The 17954-nt window shown below is 42.4% G+C and carries 10 protein-coding genes; 9 read left to right on the top strand and 1 reads right to left on the bottom strand.

All coding sequences use genetic code 11. From position 1 onward, the window contains the following. Positions 1–6: 6 nt before the first annotated feature. From AQ505_RS09665 to AQ505_RS09690, 6 genes are all read left to right on the top strand, one after another. Positions 7–2292, top strand: coding sequence for a Gldg family protein (locus tag AQ505_RS09665; protein WP_062547987.1), 2286 nt, complete (start codon positions 7–9; stop codon positions 2290–2292). Between the two features lies 1 nt (position 2293). Beyond that, a complete protein-coding gene (locus AQ505_RS09670) occupies positions 2294–3073 on the top strand; it encodes a sterol desaturase family protein (RefSeq protein ID WP_062547988.1) in 780 nt (259 codons plus the stop codon). A gap of 249 nt (positions 3074–3322) precedes the next feature. After that, a complete protein-coding gene (locus AQ505_RS09675; RefSeq protein ID WP_062547989.1) occupies positions 3323–3883 on the top strand; it encodes an RNA polymerase sigma-70 factor in 561 nt (186 codons plus the stop codon). A 68-nt stretch (positions 3884–3951) separates the two neighbouring features. Next, a complete protein-coding gene (locus AQ505_RS09680) occupies positions 3952–5097 on the top strand; it encodes a FecR family protein (protein WP_062547990.1) in 1146 nt (381 codons plus the stop codon). 348 nt (positions 5098–5445) lie between these two features. Next, positions 5446–8973 (top strand): SusC/RagA family TonB-linked outer membrane protein, encoded by a 3528-nt coding sequence (locus AQ505_RS09685; protein WP_197286342.1) that lies wholly within the window; start codon positions 5446–5448, stop codon positions 8971–8973. A 21-nt stretch (positions 8974–8994) separates the two neighbouring features. Further along, the gene (locus tag AQ505_RS09690; RefSeq protein ID WP_062547991.1) at positions 8995–10581 is read left to right on the top strand and encodes a RagB/SusD family nutrient uptake outer membrane protein; all 1587 of its coding nucleotides are present in this window, start codon (positions 8995–8997) and stop codon (positions 10579–10581) included. 83 nt (positions 10582–10664) lie between these two features. On the opposite strand, the gene AQ505_RS09695 is transcribed toward AQ505_RS09690, so the two are convergent. Beyond that, positions 10665–13904, bottom strand: a complete 3240-nt coding sequence (locus AQ505_RS09695) for an amidohydrolase family protein (protein ID WP_157262603.1) — start codon at positions 13902–13904, stop codon at positions 10665–10667. Between the two features lie 75 nt (positions 13905–13979). Between AQ505_RS09695 and AQ505_RS09700 the strand changes: the two genes are divergently transcribed. From AQ505_RS09700 to AQ505_RS09710, 3 genes are read left to right on the top strand one after another with little or no spacing between them, the layout of a single operon-like run. Continuing rightward, complete coding sequence (locus AQ505_RS09700; protein WP_062547993.1) at positions 13980–15872, top strand: RecQ family ATP-dependent DNA helicase; 1893 nt, start codon at positions 13980–13982, stop codon at positions 15870–15872. A 21-nt stretch (positions 15873–15893) separates the two neighbouring features. After that, positions 15894–16604: a head GIN domain-containing protein gene (locus AQ505_RS09705; RefSeq protein ID WP_062547994.1), complete on the top strand. Its 711-nt coding sequence runs from the start codon at positions 15894–15896 to the stop codon at positions 16602–16604. A 44-nt stretch (positions 16605–16648) separates the two neighbouring features. Then, positions 16649–17953, top strand: a complete 1305-nt coding sequence (locus AQ505_RS09710) for an MFS transporter (protein ID WP_062547995.1) — start codon at positions 16649–16651, stop codon at positions 17951–17953. Position 17954: the final 1 nt, after the last annotated feature.

Raw genomic sequence — 17954 nt, forward strand, 5'->3', positions numbered from 1 at the left:
CAAGACATGAAGAAAATCATACAGATAGCCAGACTGGAACTCAGCCTGCTATTTTATTCCCCAATTGCATGGTTGCTGATGATCATACTCTTTGTACAGATGAGTGTCGATTTTACAGCAGCGCTCCCTCCTTTAGAAAAAGGAGGTAACTTCTCTTTTTTAACCAGGGATCTCTTTACGAATCCTAACGCGCTGGGACTGCTGAGCCGGATTTTAGATAGTTTATACCTGTACATCCCATTGATCACCATGGGCATCATCAGCAGGGAAATCAGTTCTGGCAGTATCAAACTGCTCTATTCTTCTCCGGTAAAACTGAGCCAGGTGGTATATGGGAAGTTTGCAGCGATGCTGGTTTATAACCTGGTCATTATAGGCGTAATGACCTTGTTCGTACTGGCTGGGATTACATTTATCCCTGCTTTTGACTATCCGCATATCCTGGTTGCTTTGTTTGCTGCATTTTTATTGCTCACTGCTTATGCCGCTATCGGGATTTTTGTATCGAGTTTAACCACTTACCAGGCCGTTGCAGCGATCAGTACTTTTGTACTGCTTGCCTTTATGAACTATATTGGAAAGGTAGGGCAGGAGTACGATGTGATCAGGGATTTAACGCATAGTCTTTCCATGCCGACTCGTGCAGCACGCATGATGGCCGGCCTGCTGAATAGCAGGGATGTGATTTATTATTTTGCAATTACTGGAATGTTCCTTGCTTTTACCATCACCAAGCTGAAGCTGGAAAGGAAATCAACATCAGTTTTGCAGCAGGTATTCAGGTATACAGGGATTGTTGTGATTGGGTTAGCCATTACCTATGTCAGTTCAAGGCAGCCGATGATTGCGTATTATGATGCTACCGGGACTAAGGTGAATACCATTACCCGCGCCAGTCAGGAGATCTTGAAAAAGATGGGTGATGAGCCTGTTGAGCTGACTACTTACATCAATGGAATGGATGGCTCTTACTGGGAGATTACTCCAGCAAAACGCATTTCAAATATTTCCCGCTGGGAGCCTTATTTACGGTTTAAACCCAACTTAAAGTTGAAATGGGTTTATTATTATGATAGCATTCCCGGGATGACTGCCTCGCTCAAAGAGTACAATAAGACTTTTGATGAAGCCGTTGTACAACTGGCAAAAATGCAGAAATTAAATCTTCGGGATTTTAAGAGGCCGGAACAAATCAAGAAAGAAATAGACCTGGCAGGTGAAAATGCGCGTGCCGTGATGCAGTTGAAATATAAAGGTAAGACTACTTTTCTGCGTACCTTCCCTGATCCTCAATTCTGGCCAAATGAAGAAGAAACTGGTGCCGCATTAAAGAGGCTGATACAACCTATTCCCAAGATCGTTTTTGCAACTGATGGTTATCAGCGCAGTATTGATAAGTTAGGCGACAGGGATTATCAGATGCTCATTAACGATAAGCTGAATAGATCTTCCATGATCAATCAGGGCTTTGATATAGATACCGTTGCGTTAGAAAAGTCAGCCATTCCTGCCGATATTGCTGCTTTGGTGATTGCGGATCCGAAAGTGACCTTTAGTGCTGCAGCAAAGGCTAGACTTCAACAATATATTGCCGCGGGAGGCAACCTGATGATCGTTGGCGAGCCAGGTAAACAGCAGGTGATCAATCCGCTGCTGGAATCCCTTGGTGTTAAAATGGGGAACGGAATGCTTGTTCAGCACAGCAAAGATTTTTCGTATGATCTGGTGACGCCTGCATTAGCGCCAGGATCTGTGGCCATGGATCCGAAACTACAGCACTTTTTTCAGCAAAGAGCCATTGTAGCCATGCCGAGTGCCGGTACTTTAAGCTACGAAGAAGGCGGGGCTTTTGCGATTCATCCTTTATTGATGACCGATGCGCAAAGCAGCTGGGTCAAAAAGGGAAAGTTTGTGCTGGATTCTGCCGCCTTAACCGTTGATTCGAAATCAGGAGATGAACAGGGCTCCTTTCCAACGGCATTAATGCTGACCAGACAGGTAAGCAGTAAAGAACAGCGCATCATCGTCGCCGCAGATGCGGATTTTTTCAGTAATGCAGAGGCAGGAAGACGCAACCTTGGAACGTTGAACAGCTATTTTGCCACGAGAATATTCAGCTGGTTCAGCTATGGGGAATTTCCTGTGGATGCAAGCCGTCCTTTTCCTAAAGATAACAGCACCACACTCACCAAAGGCAGTGTAAAAACAATGCAGGTATTGTATTATGGTATTATCCCAGGAATCATGTTCCTCTCCGGGATGATGATTTTAATCCGAAGAAAACGTAAATAATATGGACCATTTTTTAGAAAGTTTCAGCGTAGCATTTCTACTCACTATAGCCCGTTATTTTGTCATTGCAGGTATCTTTTTTTTAGTTTTTTACCTGCTCTTTCCTAAAAGCCTGCTGCGAAATAAAATTCAAAGCAGGCTGGCCGGCAAGCTCGATTTTATACGGGAAATTCTGCACTCTTCTGTATCCAGTGCAATGTTGGCTATTACCGCCATTATTGCTTTGTCCGATGGACTGCGGCCTTACACTTTAGTTTATACCGATATTTATGAATATCCACTGATTTGGGTTCCGGTTAGCCTGTTGCTAAGCCTGCTCGTGCATGACGCTTATTTCTACTGGATGCACCGGATCCTGCACCATAAAAGTTTGTTTAAGCTGACGCATCTGGTGCACCACAAGAGTACCAACCCTTCTCCCTGGACTTCCTATTCTTTTCATTTTCTGGAAGCAATAGCAGAAGGAGGGGTGATGATTGTACTGGTTTTTGTGATGCCATTACATCCTTTAACCCTCGGATTGTTTGCCCTTTCCTCTTTTGTGATCAATGTATATGGCCATCTGGGCTACGAAATTATGCCGAAAGGATTCCGAAACTCCTTCCTGTTCGAGATCGTCAATACTTCCACCTTCCATAATTTCCACCATTTGAAATTTAAAGGTAATTACGGACTGTACTTAAGGGTATGGGATCGATGGATGAAGACAGAGCATCCAGATTATGTGAAGGAATACGACAGGATTCAACAGCAGCGTTTTGGAGAATCCAGGCCGCAATGATCATTTACTGATAATTACCCCTGAATGATGTTTACCTCCCCCTTAAATATCATCAATTGTACCGACCGGGATTGATTTTTCAATCTCGGTTTTTTATGTTCATCCCAAACTTCAGCATCCTCCATCATCAGGCGAATATCCTGCAAATGAGTAAAATTAAAGCATTTAGCAGGGAATAAAAAACGCCTGTTTTTTCTTACATCTGCGGAAAATATATTATTATTGTTACAAAAAAATGTAGGGGGATTTATGAGTCAGTCATTAGTGTTAAGCGATGATGAACTTCTGACAGCATTTCAGTCAGGAGATCAGCAAGCTTATAGGCAAATATACGACCGCTACTGGCAGTTATTGTACCGTCATTCCTGTCACATGATGAAAAATGATGAGGAAGCAAAAGATGTGGTACAGGAGGTTTTTACTACACTATGGACTAAGAAATCAGAGATCAAGCCCCCTGTAGCAGGTTTCTTGTATACTGCCTGCAGAAATAGGATTCTCAACCAATTGAAACACCTTAAAATAGAAGCCAAGTATGCCGAGCAACGTAAGATTGTGCTGGAAAATCCTGAAGTGACTTTGCCGGACGAACTCGTGATTGAACGCGATTTCGAAAGGCTGATCGAAGCGAGCATTAAAAGCCTCCCGCCAAAAATGCGACAGATATTTGAGCTGAGCAGAAAAGAATTCAAAACACACCGCGAAATTTCTGAAGAACTCAATATTTCTTCTTTAACTGTTAAACGTCAGGTTAGCAATGCTTTGAGTATCCTTAAGAATAAACTTCATATTTTTTTAACATTTCTTTAATTTTCATCTACATCCTCGGCCATCCTGAGTTGTTATACCAATAACCAACGCTAGATAACTGCTGACCGATGGACCAATCAGATAAAAAACAAGAAGAACTGCTTAAAAAATACCAGCAAGGCACCTGTAGCCCTGAAGAGATTGCTGCGGTTCATTATTTGTATAATTTAGCTGCAGCTTCTGCAGCTTCTGCAGCGGATGATTCGGTTGCAGAGATGGATCAGGGAATTGGAGAGGAAATCTGGAACAGGCTTCCGGCTGGCAGAAAAAATTATAAACTGCATCTATTCAGAAGATTGTCTTCGGCTGCCGCAGTGATACTGATGATTGGCGCGGGCTATTTTTGGTTCAGCAGCAAATCGAAGGAGGAAAAAGAGCAACAGGCCTATCATGACATCAGTCCGGGGAAAAATGCAGCAACGCTTACGTTGGCCAATGGCAAAAAGATCGTACTCAGCAGTGATGTGAAAGGCGAACTGGCCACTGAGGCTGGGGTAAGTATTACAAAAACTGCCGATGGACAACTGATCTATGAATTAAAAGATCAGCAAAATGGAGATCCGAAAGCGGTCAACAAACTTGTTACTGCCAATGGTGAATCTTACCAGCTGCGTTTACCTGATGGCACCATGGTTTGGCTGAATGCGGCTTCTTCTATCACTTATCCGGTATCTTTTTCTAATACAGTATTGCGTGAAGTTGAACTGGCGGGAGAGGCTTATTTTGAAGTCGTTAAAGACAAGAAACGTCCCTTTGTAGTCAGTACAAATCATCAGCAGATCCGTGTTTTAGGGACTGAATTTAATGTAAATGCTTACCCTGATGAGCCTGAGCAAAGGACAACTTTGCTGGAAGGCAGTATAAAATTAAGCATGGAAGATGGTGCCCTTGCCCGGGTATTAAAACCAGGTGAGCAAGCCGTTTCTGCAGGAAAACAGCTTCAGGTATCTACAGTAGATGTAGACCAGGCGGTGGATTGGAAGAATGGTGATTTTATATTCCAGTCGGAACCTTTAATCTCCTTAATGAGACGTGTTTCCAGGTGGTATAACGTGCAGGTAGTTTATGCGAGCGGTGTAGACAAGGAAGGCACATTTACCGGAAAAGTATCCAGAAGTAAAAACATTTCTGTATTGCTGAAAGCATTGCAGTCGGGCGGACTAAAATTTGACGTCCTTGGCAATAAGATCATAGTAAAAAATCAATCTACATAAATTCAACTTAACCAACCAAACAAATGAAAAAAAACTACAAACAAGATCCCTAAGTCTGGAAGATATAAGTAAAATGATGGCCGAAAGTGTACCACCACTTCCGGCCGGTGTTTCAGCTTATCTACTAGCCCCCGGAAAACCGGGTAATTCATAACAATTATTAATGAACTGATGTAGGTTGCCCTGAAACTTTTGAGGTGCAGGCAACTAACTGATTAAACACGATGTAAATATATGATATTTTACACCAAAAGCCTATGCAGGCAAGGGACTGCTATTGCCAAAATTTCACTGCGGATGAATCCTGTTTTTAGCAGGCTCAGTGCGGTAAATCAAAATAAATGGATCATGAGAATTAAACTGATGGTCGTCTTGTTAACTTCTGCTATTCTACAGGTAAGTGCGAGTACTTATGGGCAGAATGTGACGCTTAAACACGAGCGGGTGAAGTTGGCGGCGGTATTGAACGAGATTAGAAAACAGAGCGGCGTTGATTTCGTGTATAGCGATAAAATCATCGCCTTGTCTAAACCAGTGAGCATCAATGTAGAAAATGTGAGTCTTGAAGCGGCGCTGGAAGAGTGTTTTAGAAACCAGCCGGTTACCTTCACGATTGACCATAAGATGGTGACGATCATCAAGCGGCCAGCTGCTGTGCTGCGGATGGATCAGTTGATTATCGCGAGATTAAGCGGCGTAGTAAAAGATACTGATGGAAATCCTTTACCAGGCGCTTCGATTGCCATCAAAGGGACTACTAAGCACGTTATTACAGATGCAGAGGGTAGATTTGTATTGGATGGGGCACAGAAAGGCGATATTATTGTGGTTACCTATGTAGGTTTCGTTTCGCAGGAAGTAGTTTGGAATGGCGAGGGACAGTTGAATGTGAAACTCGCTAGCCAGGAGCAAGGGCTGGATGATGTGATTGTGGTAGCTTATGGCACTGCAAAAAAATCAACCTTCACAGGATCTGTTGCGGTGATCAGCGGAGAGAAACTGGCAAAAGTTCCAGGTTCTAGTTTTACGGAATCTTTACAGGGAATGGGAAGCGGTGTCAATGTAGTGAATAACGAAGGTAATCCTGGAGGAAATACCCGTATTCAGATCCGCGGGATCAGCTCTATGAGCGGTGCATCTAAACCATTATATGTACTGGATGGTATGCCTTACGATGGAGAATTGAATTCCATTTCACCGAGTGATATCGAGTCGATCTCTGTATTAAAAGATGCTGCGGCCTCCTCACTTTACGGTTCACGTGCCTCTGATGGGGTCGTGATGATCACCACAAAAAAAGGAAAATCAGACATTCCAAAAATCAATTTCCGCTCTGCCTGGGGAACCTCAGACAATGCGATTGGAAATCCGGTGAAGGCAGATCCAGCACAGCAATTGCTGTATACCTGGGAAGGAATGTACAACGATCAGTTTTATAAATACGGAATGACGAAGGCTGATGCTGGAAACTGGGCATCGAACAATGTACTGGGTAAAATCTTAAAAGCAGTGACCAATTCTGCCGGACAATCAAGCTATGTATCTCCTTTTAAGCACATCAATGAAAACTATGTACTGCATGATGGCAATGGAAATCCATACCTGAACCCTAACCTGCAAATGGTATGGGATCCTTCAGATTATGATGTGAATGGGGCAGTATATTCCCGTAAACTGCGTCAGGATTATGGTCTTGATGTGAGTGGAGCCAGCAGCAATGGGAAGACAAATTACCTGATTTCAGGTTCTTACCTTGATGATAAAGGTTATGCGAGCAACCAGTATTTCAAACGCTACACCTTTAGAACAAATGTGACCACACAGGCGACAGACTGGTTGCAGCTGGGTGGAAGTATCGCTTACAGCAGTTCAAGACAGAATACTTCGGGTTCGATGCGTGCGCAGATTTTCACGACTACCATGTCTTCACCATGGTTGAGAAATATTGACAATACCGATTGGGTGTATTCTGAGAAAACCGGTAAAAGAATGTTCGATTATGGTTCTTATGTCAATAACTTCTTCGGTATCCACCCAATGAACAATGGCGGTGATTATTGGAACAATCCAAATGATGAAGATTTCAATAACAATCAGGCTAGCCTGGTTTCCACCCGCTTTTTTGCAAATGTTAAACTTCCTTTTGACCTGAATTTTAAATCCAGTTTAGGGATCGACAATAGCAGTACCAAGTACTTTTTATATGGTTCTGCCGTTCATGGCTCGGGACAGATGGCGCCTTATGGACTAACCGTACTCACCTCTGGTGGTAATGCAACCAGAAGCAATGCTGACATTACTTCTTTAACCTGGAATAACATATTGACTTGGAATAAAAAGTTTGGCGATCATAGTTTCAGCGCTTTAGCCGGACAGGAATTGTACAATTACAATTACTTATACAACACTGCTTATGGAGAGGGGATCATGCAGATTGGTCAGTATGAGCTGAGCTCCACCACTAGAAACTGGAGTAATGGTTCTCAAAAAGACCGTTATGGATTATTTTCATTCCTTGGTAAGGTAGATTATGACTTCCAGAACAAATATTACCTATCGTCCTCTATTAGAAGTGATGGTTCATCTCGTTTTCATCCTGACAACCGCTGGGGGTATTTCTACTCGGTAGGTGCTTCATGGAGAATGTCTAATGAAAACTTCATTAAGGATACAGAATGGATCAATAACTTATCGCTTCGCGCTAGTTATGGTACCAATGGAAATGATAAATTGACCACCAGAAATGCAGATGGTAGTCCGGGTTCTGAAACACTGTACGCTTACGAAGGGGTATATGAAGATGATCCTATGTACGGAAACCCTGGATTACGTCCTTCAACCATAGCTACACCAGAACTAAGATGGGAGAGCAATAAACTCCTGAATGTAGCCCTTGATTTCAATATCTTTAAAACCATTACCGGTACAGTAGAATATTATACCCGTAATTCATCGGGTTTGTTGTATCAGAAACCATTGCCACTATCTGCACAAGCAGGTGCTATCATAGGAAAAAACACCAATTTGGGCAATATTCGCAATAGTGGTTTTGAAGTAAGTCTGGGTGCGGAGCTGATCCGTAGCAAAGATTTCGGCTGGAGAATTGATGCCAATATCTCTACCCTGAAAAATGAAGTAACCTACCTTCCTGGCGGTGCATTTACTTTCGCCAACCGTGCCGCAACTTATAAACTGGAAGAAGGACATTCTGTTTACGACTTCTTTATGGTGAAAAATGCAGGTGTGAATCCTGATAATGGAAATATGCGTTACTTGGTTAAGGATGGTGCCGGAGGTTGGAAAACTACCGAGAACTATGCTGAAGTAACCACAGCTGATTATCAATATGGCGGATCGGCATTGCCTAAAGCTTATGGATCATTTACCAATAGCTTTGATTACGGTGGATTTGACCTGTCGATCATGTTCTACTACTCTCTGGGCGGTAAAATGTTCGATTATGGTTATATAGAGCGTACCGCATTGCGTGGTGGAGTAGGTGTGATTCCAGACCTGGTAGCAGACAGGTGGAAAAATCCTGGTGATCAGGCGATGTTCCCAAAATGGTCTAACGACAATTATGCAGATACGCGCAGGGCTTCAGATTTTTATGTGTTCAACAATAGCTATTTACGTCTGAGGAACTTAACGCTAGGCTTTACATTACCTAAAGAACTCAGTAAAAAACTGGGTATGACCTCTGCCCGTATTTACCTGACTGGAAATAACCTGCTGACTTTCGGATCGGCTAAAAACCGTTATTCAGATCCTGAAACAGGAGTATTGGGAAATAATTACAACGGTAATGCGGATACAGATAATGGTGTTCAGGGTTCCAGAAGAATCTATATGGGCGGTATCCAGGTTTCATTTTAATAACAAATAGATACGACAACGATGAAAACAATATATAAAACAGTCTTATTGCTGGCAGTACCCGTTTTAATGACAAGCTTCGCCGGCTGTAAAAAATTCCTGGACACAAAATCATCAACCGCTACCTCTGATGGGGCAGTGCTTAAAAATGTGACCCAGCTGAATATGGTGCTGACCTCAGCCTATAAAAAACTGTATTTTAACAATGGCGGGGCCGATAGGGCTTATTCAGGTCTGGCAGGATTACAGATGTATGTAGATCTGGGCGGTGCTGATATCCTGAGCCACACCAATATGGGTGGCAATCAGGTGATTTCCTATACTTATGAGCCTACCAGGACGCAGATTACCGGTAATTCAGATGCGATCTGGTCTATGATGTATAAAACCATTAACGAGGTCAATGCGATTATTACTGCCTTACCAACTGCAGATGGCGGTCCGGAATTGAAACAGCAGATTATGGGACAGGCAAAAGCCATTCGTGGCATCTGTTATTTCCACCTGATCCAAAACTATCAGCAAACGTATATGCTGGCAAAAAATAAACCAGGGGTGATCCTGAGGTTATCTTCTACCGATCCGGAAAGTATGCCGCGTTCTACTGTAGAAGCCTGCTACCAACAGATCCTGGCTGACTTGAAAGAGGCAAAAGGACTACTTGCCAATTATGAGCGTCCGAACAAATGGACAATTGATAAAAATGTGATTTCAGGACAATTGGCCAGAGTGTATCTGGTGATGAACGATTGGCCAAATGCGCTTGCCGAAGCAACAACTGCTTACAATGCTTACAGTCAGTTGATGACTCGTGATCAATATAGAAGTGGTTTCGATAAGGTGATCACCAATGGTTACCCAGAGATCATGTGGGCCATGAAATACACGGATACGGATAATATTGGCGGAAGCACCCAGTTTAACTTCTGGTACAACCAGGATGAAAGCTATGGTGAAGGTTTTACAGATGGACCAATTTACGCCTTCCTGAGTTTTTTCGCAGACGGCAAGTATGAGCAGCTGTTTGAAAAGACAGAAGACAGGTACCAGTTCTGGAAGCGTACTAAGAATGCTTCTCAGGAATGGTCTACAAAATGGGCGTATAACAAATACAAACATTATGGCGATGCGAATGGTGCGGTACAGGGAAATACGCGTCCGGAAGTTTCCTTGATGAGAGGTTCTGAAATGCTGTTGATCATGGCGGAAGCTGCGGCTAATTCTGGTGGAGATGGTTTGACTTACTTAAACCGTTTGCAAAGAGCAAGAGGAGTGGTCAATGTGACTACTGCCGCTGCTGGTCCAACATTACTGGAAGCCATTTATGTAGAAAGACGCAAGGAATTACTTTGTGAAGGGGTGACCGGTTTTTATGACCTGCTGCGCCTGCAGAAACCATTGCTTCGTTACCAGGAAACTGCCACTTATAAAGAAGGACATTATACCTGGGGTGTAAACCAATTGAATGGTTATGTGGCTTCAGCAACAAACCCTACGGGTACATTGCCATCAAATGATTACCGCTTTATCTGTCAGATTCCACAATTGGAAATGGCCAATAATGAGGCACTTAAACCTGCTGATCAGAATCCTTATTCAGGACAATAGTAAGGGGATTAATAAAATAAAAAAAAGCTGCCTGGTTTATGATCAGGCAGCTTTTTTTATTGAATAATTTTCTCTTACCAGTATTAATCGCAGTTTGGAATGGTATAAGTATAAGTTTCTGCAACTCCTGTTGGGAAGCTGTAAATCATTCCTTTTCCAGTCTCAAACCAGAACTTGCCGCGAAGCTTTTCTCTGGTACCGATCTCATTCATCGAAAGACTGTCGAAAATACGGCCGTTGATCATTACATATTTAATCTTTTCAGAGTTTCTGATGTCGTTCAAAGGATTGGCATCCATGATCACTAAATCCGCTAGTTTTCCTGGCTCCAGAGAACCGATTTCTTTATCCATACCTAAGTATGCTGCGCCGTTTAAAGTACCGCTTCGGATGGCTTGTAATGGCGACATTCCGCCTTGTACCAGCATCCACAGTTCCCAATGTGCACCTAGCCCTTGAATCTGACCGTGAGCACCCAGGTTTACTTTTACGCCTGCATCGGCAATTTGTTTAGTTGCCTTGGCCACTTCAATATGTCCGTAATCTCCATATTCAGAAGTTGTTCGTCTTCTGGCTCGTGCATCAATAATCGCACGTGGGGTGAAAGCCATCAATCGCTCATTTTCCCAAACATTGGTTCTATCGTACCAGTAGTTTTCTCCCCACTGACTACCGTAACTTACGATCAGTGTTGGTGTATAACCAACTGCGGTATTGCCCCAGAAAGAAGTGACGTCTTTATAAACTGGTGCTACAGGAATGCTATGCTCAATTCCGGTATGACCATCAGCCACCATGTTCATATTGGTGAAAAACGTAGATCCACCTTCAGGCACCACTTCCATTTTCAATTGTCGGGCTGCTTCAAGTATCTGCTGACGCTGATCTCTTCTTGGTTGATTGTAAGATTTTACTGAAAACGCACCCACTGCTTTTAATCTCTTCAGGTGAGATAGTGCATCATCAAGGCTGTTGATCACGACTTTAAAATCGCCATCAGCACCGTATAAAATAGAACCTGTAGAGTATAAACGAGGACCAACCATTCTGCCTGCTTTCAACATTTCCGACTGGCTGAATACCATTTCTGTATTGCTGGAAGGGTCATGAGAGGAAGTTACCCCGAAAGCAAGGTTGGCCATATAGGACCAATCCTGCTGCGGTGAAATCCCATCAGGACTTGTTCTTAAGTGTGCATGTACATCCACGATCCCTGGCATAATCGTTTTGCCGGTCACATCAATTACCTTAGCATTCGCAGGAACGGCCATTTCCGAAGACTTACCAACTGCAATAATCTTGTTGTTTTCTACGAGAATGGTTCCTTCTTCAATTACTTCATCGCCTTTCATCGTGATGATTCTAGCACCTGTTAACGCCAGCAAACCATTAGGACGGTCGCTTTTCAATTTTAAGCCTAGAGGAAGACCAACAGTATCTGGTTTTTGAGCGACTTGTATACCTGCATCATCGAAGCTAAAAGCTGATTTGATATCTTTGCTGAAGTATCTATCGCCTAAGGTCCATATTAACTTTTGTGAGTCATTGCTCCAATGGATATACGTTCCGCCATCTTTAGTGATTTTGGTCAGTGGAATTGCTTTGTTTGTTGCAGAAAGTTCTAGTGGAGTACCTACAGTAACCATTGGTGTTACGTAAACATTAAACAACTCTGTGAAAGCCATCCATTTTCCATCCGGACTTGGGGTAAATTGTGTGACATAAGTAGAGGTGTAATGGGTTCTCTCATTTGCACCATTCAGGTCGATGCTTTTAAACGCTTTTTTACCATTTTCATAACCCTGGAAATAAATACGGGTATCATCTGTATTGAACTGTGGCTTGATACCATTGTCGGAGATTAAGGTTTTTGTTCCGCCATTCGCCGACATGATGTAGATTCCTGTTCCTCTGCCATAAGCATATCCTAATACATCATTTCCTATTCCTTTTCTGAAAATAATGCGGTCTCCTTTGTTAGAGTAGGATGGAGAGTAGTAGAATCCTTTTTCATCCGTTAGGGTGATGGTTTTTCCTGATTTCAGGTCTGTTCTTTTGATCGCACCTTTTAACTCATCGTTCCAGGTGGTATAAATCACGTATTTTCCGTCGTTACTGATTTTGGGTTCAAACTCAAAATCAACACCATTCGTGACACGTTCAGGACTCCCATCAGGTAAGTCTTTTTTGTAGAGAAATCCTGCAGCATTGAAGATCACCATTTTTCCATCCGCAGAGGTGGTCAGCTGTCTGATCATTTTTACATCAAATTCATTGCTGTATACCTGATGCGGGAAATGTACCGCTTGCTGAACAGTCTGCTTACTATTCACCTGGAAAGGAATGTCGTTGCTAATTAAGGTGGACAGTTCGATTCTTTTGATTTTTCCTTTAGCGTAAAATACAATGTTTTTATTGTCTGGTGTCCAGGCAAAATTTGGATAGACTCCAAAGATCGCCCAGGTTTCCTGCTGGTCATGAGAAAGATCTTCATATACCGGCCATTCTTCGGCGGTACGTAAATTCTGTACATATAAGACAGATTTTAGGCGAACGCGTTTTACATAAGCCATCATTTTTCCATCCGGAGAGATCTGCGGACGGGCAGCACCACCTTGCTGTGCCACAAGATTGCTGAGTTTGCCAGTCACCATATCTAATTGGCGGATGGCGTAAATCATCCCGTTTGGATCTTTACTGTATTCAAAATTAGGTCCAGGAGCCATATCTTCAGAGAAGTATAAGTACCTGCCGTTCGGGCTGATATTTGGCTCACCGGCATCCTGCTGGTCGTTTTTTCTTTTGGTCAGTTGTACACCTTCACCACCATACATGCTGTACATCCACATTTCTCCTGCACCAAGAGAACGTGAGCCGGTAAAGTGTTTACGAGCCACCAGGTATTCACTGTTTGGTGTCCAGGTTGCATTATTCAGCAATCGGAAAGTTTCTTTGGTGACTTGTCTTTTTCCGGAACCATCGCGGTTCATGATCCATATATTATCAGCTCCATTCTTATCACTGGTATAAGAAATGTATTTTCCGTTCGGACTAAAGCGTGGCTGAATGTCCCATGGCACGCCTCCACTCAATAGGGTAGCATTTCCACCGCTGATAGGCATGCTGTAAATATCTCCCAACAGGTCAAAAACAATATCTTTACCATCGGCACTCACATCCAGGTTCATCCAGGTTCCTTCATCGGTTTCAATATTGAAGGTTTTTGTTGGGCCCTGGTATTTTTCAATGTCCCATTTCTTTTCCTGGGAAAAGGCAGACTGAAAGATGAATACCAAAGCTAATGGTAGTAAAGTTTTTTTCATCATGTAGATCGGTGTAAATAAGCCTGCAATTTAATAATATCAGTTCATTTTTATAGTTTTGATGTTAACCTTTTTATGAGCGAAGCCGAGATACTTAAAAAATACTGGGGGTTTGAGACTTTCAGACCACTCCAATCAGACATCATCAGTTCCGTTTTAAATGGCCATGATACTTTAGCGTTGTTGCCAACCGGCGGAGGTAAGTCCCTTTGCTTTCAGATACCTGCATTGGCCAGGGAAGGGATTTGTATTGTCATTTCGCCCCTCATTGCTTTGATGAAAGATCAGGTGGAAAACCTGAAAGCCAAAGGTATTGAGGCGGTCGCGATCTATGCAGGGATGGGAAAAAGAGAAATCGATATCCTGCTCGACAATTGTATTTATGGTAAGATTAAGTTTTTATACTTGTCGCCGGAAAGATTATTATCAGAAATTGTACGCATTCGTATTGCTTACATGAATGTGAATTTAATTGCGGTAGATGAAGCGCATTGTATTTCCCAATGGGGATATGATTTTCGGCCACCCTATCAGCAGATCGCTGAAATCCGTGATATCCATCCTAAAGTACCGATTCTGGCCTTAACTGCTACTGCTACGCAGTTTGTGCGGGCAGATATTGTCGATAAACTAAAATTTAAAGACAGCAAAATCTATGTGCAGAGTTTTGAGCGTAAGAACCTGAGCTATGTGGTGATGGACAAAGAGGATAAATATGGAAAACTCCTGGATATCGTGAAAAACGTGAAGGGGAGTGGTTTGGTATATGTTAGGAATAGAAGAGAGACTGTTGAAGTCGCTTCTTTTTTAACGAGACATCATTTAGCGGCAGATTTTTACCATGCAGGAATTGAGAAGGCCGACCGCTTCCGCAAGCAGGACGAGTGGAAAAAAAATAAAATAAGGGTGATGGTGGCAACCAATGCTTTTGGGATGGGGATCGATAAGCCGGATGTGCGCTTTGTGGTACACCTGGATCTACCGGAAAGTCTGGAAGCTTATTATCAGGAAGCCGGCAGGGCAGGGCGTGATGAGCAAAAAGCCTACGCGGTATTGCTGGCCAATAAATCCGACCAGGCTTCATTAAAAGCCAAATATGCAGATCATTTTCCCAGTGTAGAGGATATCAAAAAGACTTACCATTATCTTGGAAATTATTTCCAGCTCGCCTTTGGTGCTGGAGAAGGACTGACTTTTAATTTTGATCTTGCTGATTTCTGCAAGCGTTTTAATGTAGGCGTGATCAAGACCATGGCCGCACTTAAGTTTCTGGAGCATGATGGTTACCTGACGCTTTCTGAAAACATCTTTTTGCCTTCCAGGGTGTTGTTTACTGCTGCTCATGAAGATGTTTATCGTTTTCAAATAGAAAATGCAGGATATGATCCGCTGATCAAAGCGATCCTGCGTTCTTATGGGGGCGCCTTTGATCAGTATGTGAGAATTGAAGAAAATGAGCTGGCTAAGAAAGTTGGACTCTCTTACAGCACGGCAAAGAAGATGATCAGTAACCTGGAAGAACAGGGTTTATTGTCTTATCTGCCACAATCGGATCAGCCTCAGCTCCAATATATCCGCCCAAGAGTAGATTTTGTGCACATGGATATTGATGTGAAATACATCAAACTGAGAAAGAAAATCCAGCTGGATCAGATCAATTCAGTATTGGCTTATACCGATACTAAGGAATGCAGGAGTGTGCAGCTGCTGCGTTATTTTGATGAGCCAGATGCCGATAAATGCGGTGTTTGCGACGTTTGTCTGGAAGAAAAAAAAGCAGATGATCAGGATTTACGCTTCGACCGGATTGATTTTGAACTGGTCACTTTACTGCAAACGAAAGCACAGTCTATTGAGGATCTGGTGACCGGCATCAAAACCGGCAATGAAAATGATCGGTTAGGACGTATCCGTGAATTGCTGGATGCCGGAAAAATTAAAACAGATGGTAAAAACTATTATTTGTAAATTGCAATAAAATTATTCCCTATGAAGAAATTACAACTTATCGCTTTTGCTATTCCTGTACTTTTAGCAGGATGTACTTCAAAATGTATTGAAGATTCAGGAATCCAGATCACTAAAGTAGTGGAACTGAAAAGTTATGATAAAATCAAGGTGAGCGGTACGATTAAATTGGTTTTGACGCAGGACAGTACTTATAACGTGAAGATCCAGGCGGATTCTAATATAGTACCACTGATCAGATCAAGGCTGAGTGGCAGCGAACTGGAACTTAAATTAGAGAACGGAAAATACTGTGGTACGGACTCTGTGGTGATTTATGCAGGAATTGGTGAGCTGAAAGAGTTGGAAACCAATGGCATGGTGCGTGTGGTAGGAACGGGGCCTATCTATGTGAAAGACCTGGACCTTGATCTGCAAGGCAGTTCTGATGTGAATCTGAACATCAATGCGAGTAAGCTGAGCTCGAAAATTGATGGCGTAGGAAAACTAACTTTAACCGGCCAAACAGGTACTCATGTGTTAAAAACAAGCGGCAATGCAAAATTAGAAGCATTTGATTTTGTAGCAGGGATCTATGATATCAATATTGATGGTACTGGAAAAGCCAATATCAATGTACTGAATGACTTAAAAGTAAAGACTTCTGGTGCAAGTGAGATTTATTATAAAGGGAATCCAAAAAATGTAAGCGAGAAAAAATCAGGAGCAGCGAAACTGGAGAAAGTTAATTAGCCTGATTATTGTTTTTTAGCTATTTTAGCGGCCTTATTTGATACATGGAACAAAAAAACGACAAGAAAGTCATCCGGTCATGGGCTTTTTTTGATTGGGCAAATTCTGCTTATAATTTAGTTATTACTTCAACAATTTTTCCCGCTTATTATACGATTATCACTACGACTGCTGAGCATGGCGATCAGGTAAAGTTTTTCGGATATACTTTTACGAATACAGCTTTATCTAATTATGCACTTTCGGCTGCATATTTAGTGATGGTGATTTTAATGCCCCTGCTTTCCGCCACTGCGGATTATCGCGGAAACAAGAAAATATTCATGAAGATCTTTACCTATATCGGAAGTTTTGCCTGTATGGGTTTGTTTTTCTTTAAACTGGAAAGCCTGGAATTGGGCATTATCCTTTTTGCCATTGCGGCCATGGGGTATATCGGTGGGGTATTGTTTAACAACTCTTATCTTCCGGAAATCGCCACTAAGGACCAGCAAGATCGGGTGAGTGCACAGGGTTTTGCTTATGGTTATGTAGGGAGCGTGATTCTGCAGGTCATTTGTTTCGTATTTGTACTAAAACCAGAGCTTTTTGGCATTACTGATGGTTCTTTGCCGGCAAGACTGTCTTTTTTACTGGTAGGGATTTGGTGGGTCGCTTTTGCACAGATACCTTTTCGTAAATTGCCGGCTGGAAGTCCAAATTATACGGCTATAAATAAGAGCCTCGTGCATAATGGCTTTGGTGAACTGCGTAAAGTCTGGCAGCAATTAAAGCAGATGAATTTTTTAAAACACTATTTGATTGCTTTTTTCTTTTACTCGATGGGGGTGCAGACGGTGATGCTGGCAGCGGCTGGTTTTGGAGAGAAAACCTTGCATTTGGGAACTTCTAAATTAATTGCTGTAATTTTAATCATGCAGCTAGTGGCCATCTGGGGTGCCATGTGGATGTCTAGGTTTGCCAAAAAGATTGGAAATATAAATGTGCTGATTCTGGTGGTTATGGTATGGGTGGGGGCTTGCGTTGCTGCTTATTACACTACTAATGAATTTGAATTTTATGGCTTGGCAGCAGTAGTTGGCCTGATTATGGGTGGGATTCAGTCATTATCGAGGTCTACGTACTCTAAGTTTTTACCTGAAAATACACCAGATACGGCTTCCTTTTTCAGTTTCTATGATGTAACAGAAAAACTGGCGGTAGTGATAGGGCTTTTTAGTTTTGCTTATATTGAGGAGCAAACCGGCAGCATCAGAAATTCTGTGCTGGCATTGGTCTCCTTTTTTGTAATAGGTTTGATATTTTTACTGCTGTTAAAAAAGGCAGAACCAAAATTGGTTAAAGGTTAAC

This window comes from Pedobacter sp. PACM 27299 (assembly GCF_001412655.1).
Classification (GTDB): domain Bacteria; phylum Bacteroidota; class Bacteroidia; order Sphingobacteriales; family Sphingobacteriaceae; genus Pedobacter.